This is a genomic window from Bariatricus sp. SGI.154 (assembly GCF_050313795.1).
Classification (GTDB): Bacteria; Bacillota; Clostridia; order Lachnospirales; family Lachnospiraceae; genus CAMBRQ01.
The window spans coordinates 1-4,885 of record NZ_JBNPMC010000069.1 but is presented as its reverse complement, the minus strand read 5'-3'; the positions used below and the strand labels follow the sequence as shown (position 1 = coordinate 4,885).

General features: G+C 42.0%; 7 protein-coding genes. 1 reads left to right on the top strand and 6 read right to left on the bottom strand.

What is annotated here, in order from left to right:
* The first annotated feature begins 25 nt into the window (after nucleotides 1-25).
* Nucleotides 26-805 (top strand): sirohydrochlorin cobaltochelatase, encoded by a 780-nt coding sequence (locus ACQRBN_RS17300; RefSeq protein ID WP_427740340.1) that lies wholly within the window; start codon nucleotides 26-28, stop codon nucleotides 803-805.
* A gap of 21 nt (nucleotides 806-826) precedes the next feature.
* Here ACQRBN_RS17300 and ACQRBN_RS17295 read toward each other — a convergent pair whose 3' ends face one another.
* The 6 genes from ACQRBN_RS17295 to ACQRBN_RS17270 form a co-directional block, all read right to left on the bottom strand.
* Nucleotides 827-1,510 (bottom strand): alpha/beta fold hydrolase, encoded by a 684-nt coding sequence (locus ACQRBN_RS17295; protein ID WP_427740339.1) that lies wholly within the window; start codon nucleotides 1,508-1,510, stop codon nucleotides 827-829.
* Nucleotides 1,511-1,521: 11 nt separating this feature from the next.
* Nucleotides 1,522-2,061 (bottom strand): M48 family metallopeptidase, encoded by a 540-nt coding sequence (locus ACQRBN_RS17290; RefSeq protein ID WP_427740338.1) that lies wholly within the window; start codon nucleotides 2,059-2,061, stop codon nucleotides 1,522-1,524.
* Nucleotides 2,062-2,078: 17 nt separating this feature from the next.
* Nucleotides 2,079-2,594, bottom strand: a complete 516-nt coding sequence (locus ACQRBN_RS17285) for a histidine phosphatase family protein (RefSeq protein ID WP_427740337.1) — start codon at nucleotides 2,592-2,594, stop codon at nucleotides 2,079-2,081.
* An 8-nt stretch (nucleotides 2,595-2,602) separates the two neighbouring features.
* Nucleotides 2,603-3,379 (bottom strand): Uma2 family endonuclease, encoded by a 777-nt coding sequence (locus ACQRBN_RS17280; protein ID WP_427740336.1) that lies wholly within the window; start codon nucleotides 3,377-3,379, stop codon nucleotides 2,603-2,605.
* Between the two features lie 93 nt (nucleotides 3,380-3,472).
* Nucleotides 3,473-3,955, bottom strand: coding sequence for a GNAT family N-acetyltransferase (locus ACQRBN_RS17275; protein ID WP_427740335.1), 483 nt, complete (start codon nucleotides 3,953-3,955; stop codon nucleotides 3,473-3,475).
* A 32-nt stretch (nucleotides 3,956-3,987) separates the two neighbouring features.
* Nucleotides 3,988-4,716, bottom strand: coding sequence for a transglycosylase domain-containing protein (locus ACQRBN_RS17270; RefSeq protein WP_427740334.1), 729 nt, complete (start codon nucleotides 4,714-4,716; stop codon nucleotides 3,988-3,990).
* Nucleotides 4,717-4,885: the final 169 nt, after the last annotated feature.

The following is a 4,885-nucleotide window of genomic DNA, read 5'->3' as shown; positions in this document are numbered from 1 at the left end:
ATCTAATGAAAGGAGGGTTTATCATATGTCTAAGAAAAAGGGGATACTCGTCGTCAGTTTTGGGACAAGTTATCCTGATACCCGAAAGGTAACCATCGAAGCAATTAAAGATACCATCTGTTCTGCGTATCCGAATCTTCCTGTATACGAAGCCTGGACCAGCAAAAAGATCATGGCAAAGATTCTTAGAACCACCGGCGAAAAGATCTTTAACGTCACGGAAGCAATGGAACACATGCTCCATGATGGGATCACCGACGTCTGCATCCAGCCTACTCATGTTATCAATGGTATTGAAAATGATCTAATGAGGGAAGATGCCTTAAAATTCCGGAATGATTTCCAAAGTATCTCATTTGGCAGTCCACTGATCACTTCTACCGAAGATATGCAGAATATCGTTCAGATTCTTGCAGATTCTTTCTCTGATATGACTTCAGAAGAAGCACTTATCCTGATGGGACATGGAAGCGAACACCATTCCAATACTGTCTACGCTGCTTTGGATTATATGTTCAAGGAAGCCGGATATCCTAATATCCATATGGGTACCGTCGAAGCATATCCTGAACTCGGGAACGTCTTTCGAGTTCTCAGACGGAATCATGTGAAGAAGGTTCATCTTGCTCCCTTCATGATCGTAGCCGGAGATCATGCCACTAATGACATGGCAGGAGACAGCGAAAAATCCTGGATGACTCTCTGTAAAAATGCGGGATACGAAGTCACCTGCCATATAAAAGGGCTTGGAGAATATCCTGCTGTCCGAAAAATGTTTCTTGAACATCTGCAAAGCGTACTGTAAACTACGATTTGCAGATGTATATTATTCTGATGCAAGGAACTCCCTTACTACTTGATTAAAAACTTCAGAATTGCGGTTTGCAATAAAATGATCTCCCTCAACAAATTCCAACCTCGCATCCGGCAGCCCTTGAAAAATCCGTCTGGTATGTTCTTCCTTAATCATATCTCTTGTTCCGGCAATCACCAATGTTTTTACAGTAATCTGCGAAAGTTCCTCATCTCTGACATTGGGATCATTCACCATCAGGCCAAGCATCTCTGCATTTTTCTTAGCCTCAGGACTCTTCCCAGCGAAGAAAGATGCGATTTTATACCCAATTATAATAGGGATCTGTACAGATGCCTTTACCCCTTTTCCATTTAAGTTGACTCCATTTAGAATCAATTTACTGACTCTTAGCGGATATTTTATAGCAAACACTAATGCGATATTGCCACCATCAGAGAATCCGAGTATGTTCGCTTTCTCTATCCTCATCTCATCCATAAAACAACGAAGATCCTCCGCGAACTGCCGGATCGTGAACGGCGCTTCTCCTCTTGGCGACTTTCCATGTCCTCTGGTATCAATCGCAATCACACGGTAATCTTTGGAGAACTCATCCATCTGCTTCATAAAATACGTGCCATCCTCCCCATTACCATGCAATAAGATCAACGGCTCGCCTTCTCCTTTTTCTATATAATGAAGTTGTATATCCATGCTATCTCTCCTTATGATAACTGTTTTCCCATTTCTGTAAGTGTTTTCCGCCGTTCCTTATAATCCGGAAAAACTTTCTCCACAATCTTCCAGAATTCTTTCGAATGGTTCATCTCTTTCCGGTGCGCCAGTTCATGTACTACCACATAGTCCAGAACCTCTTCAGGCATAAGCACCAGTTTCCAGTTAAAATTCAGATTCCCCTTATCACTGCAGCTCCCCCATCTGGTCTTCTGCTCACGGATTGTGATTCTTCCATAAGATACGCCCATGATCGAGGCATAATAGGCAACACGTTCCGGTATATGCTCCAATGCTTTCCTGACGCCTTGCCTACGCATTTCTTCCGTAATCACGGTCTTCTTTTCTCTCGCATTCTGCAATTCTTCCTGCTGCCGGAGAATCCATGCCCGCTTCTCTTTCACAAACTGATCAATCTGGTTTTTGGATATCGAATAAGGCGAACGCACGATTACCTGGCCATCTGCTTTTACCTGAATTGCAATTGTTCTTCTTCTGGAACGTATCCATTCATATGTAATCTGTTCCATATAACCACCTCATGCTATCATCTATATTCCACAATTTCTCCAAAGCCGGGATGCTCTCCTCCGCTCACCGCCTGAATCAGCATCCCATGGCAAACTACAATAACTTTATCATAGGTTCTGTATTTTTCCAAAGCATTAAAAGCCCGTTCTTTCATCATCGCAGAACTTTCCCAGATCTGTTCCTCTCCCTGCGGATACGCTCCAGAATTTCTGCTATACTCCTGATAACTTTGATTGGCCGTTTCATCGCTTTCATATATGTAGTCCTTATTCGCTAACCACTCATGCAAATCAGTCTCAACACGGATTTCAACCCTTAATTCTTTCGATAATATCGCTGCTGTCTGCAATGCCCTCGTATAGGGCGAACTAACTATCACATCTGCGTTCTGCAATCTGATATCTTTCGCTGTTTCTTTTGCCTTCCAAATCCCCGATTCTGTCAATGGTGCCAAATTCACCCCAAAATCCCGGTAGATTTTCGTATTTCTTTCTGAATAATCAGGTTCTCCATGCCGCACAAAATAAAACATACATATCCTCACTCTTCTGTAAATTCTATCTCAAGTCCACATAATACTCCGCTTGGCACAGATTCCTCCATACCATAGATTGCCGTCCTGGCCGGATTCTCAAAATTGTATACCATGACTTTGCCCTCCTGCTGATCTACAATCCAGTATTCGCGTACACCCGACTTCTGATACTGCATTAATTTTGTCACATAATCATGCTGTCTGTTACCTGGAGAAACGATTTCTATCACCCAGTCCGGCGCACCTTCGCAGCCACGATCCGATAATTTATCCTTGTCACATACCACTGAAATATCCGGCTGCACGATCACACTTTCGTTTTTAAATAATCTTACATCAAAAGGCGCTGGATAGACATGACACCTTCCCTGATTCATTCGAATATATGACCGAATCTGAAACAATAATTCTGTAATCAGATATTGATGCCTTCTACTTGGCGCCGCCAACATATACAATTGCCCCAAAACCAATTCTGCACGCATGCTTTCTGATAATTGTTCAATATCATCTCCAACATAAATTCTGGCTCGATATTGGTAAGCTGCTGCTGCGTCCCGCATCAATACCGGTTCCTCACGCAGTTCATCATAGCGAAATGGAATCTCTTTCTTCGTCGCAAGTACTTCTTCTATCGCTAATAAAGTTCCATACCTTGGGTTCTTTGTAGTTCCTGAAAATATCTTGTTCACTGTACTGACCGGAACCTTTGATAATTCTGCAATCTCCTGATTGGTCAATCCTGATTCCTTTTTCTTCCTCTTCAAATCAGAAATATCCATATATCGGCCTCCTTCCACATCCTTATATGGATATATTATCATTTATATCCATAAACCTCAACATTTTTAACCAAATTTGGATATTTTGATTTTTCAAAACCTCAGCCGCATCTGATACCACACCACATTACCATGTACGGATTGCGATATCCCCTCATTCACAAATCCAAACTTAGCATAATAATGAACCAGTTTTTCCTTGCATGTCAATACCAGCCCTTCTCTTCCCTGTTCTTTTGCATCAGCAATCACGCGTCTCATAACCATCTCCGCACAACCACGTCTGCGATAATCAGGTACCGTATCCACGCCAAAGATCATCTGCCATCTGCCATCCTCTTTATGCATCCCGGCATTATCATACATTTCGTCACTCAAGTCCGGCTCATCAGTCACCATACCATTGATAAATCCCACTAATTTATTTCCATCATACAGCAGCCAGAAATGATTCGGATAAACTTCCAATCTCTTTTTCAGACTTTCTTCTGTTGCCGCCTCTGCTTCCGGGAAGCATTGTGCTTCTACGTCTGCTATATCTTTTAAATCCTTCATCACAGCATTTCTAATTATCATCCTGTTTTCTCCTTCGTATAATATCTTAAAAATCATTTTAGCATCTTTCTCTGTATTCCTTCCACCTCTTCCTGCGTAAGAACCTTATTCCTTACCATACTATGAAGTACTTGTGCTGCACGCTGCGAAGCCGCTTCCATATTGATATCCGGCGAATAAACCGATGGGGCATTCGGCACTCCCGCCAGCATAGCGGATTCATAATCCGTAAGTTCAGACGGCATTTTCATGAAATATCCGGCAGCGGCAGCATAGATACCATAATATCCACTGCCAAAATAAACCGTATTCGCATACAATTCGAATATCTCCTCCTTACTGTAATTCGCCTCGAGGTCAAATGCAGCAAAGACTTCTGCAACTTTCCGTTCAATCATTTTATCCTGTGTAAAAAGCAGATTCTTCGCAAGCTGCTGCGTAATTGTACTTCCTCCCTCTGCAAAAGACTCTTCCCGGATATCCGTCCATGCAGCACGGCAGATTGCGATCGGATCAATTCCCGGGTGTTTTTCAAATCTGTGATCCTCCACGGAGATAACCGCATCTATATAAAACTCTGGTAATTCAGAATACCGTGTGTAATTCTCTTCCCCACGAACCATATCGACTTTTTCTTCAATTGACATCTGTGATATGGCATCCTGATACATCCGATACCCTTTTATCCCATAGAAAATGCTGACCGCCGCCATAATACACAATACAAATACTAACAGCCTATATAAAGTCTGTCTGATTATATGCTTTCTTTTCTTCTTCATTGCTCTGTCAACCTCTTTCTACATAGATCACGTCAGTCTTCCCAGCAGATAGTCTGTCAGTTTCCAAATTACATAGATTGCTATATATATTATCGTGAGAAATACGGACAAAATACCAATTAAAGAACCGCCTACAATAAACACCAGATTACTAAATAATTTCTTTATC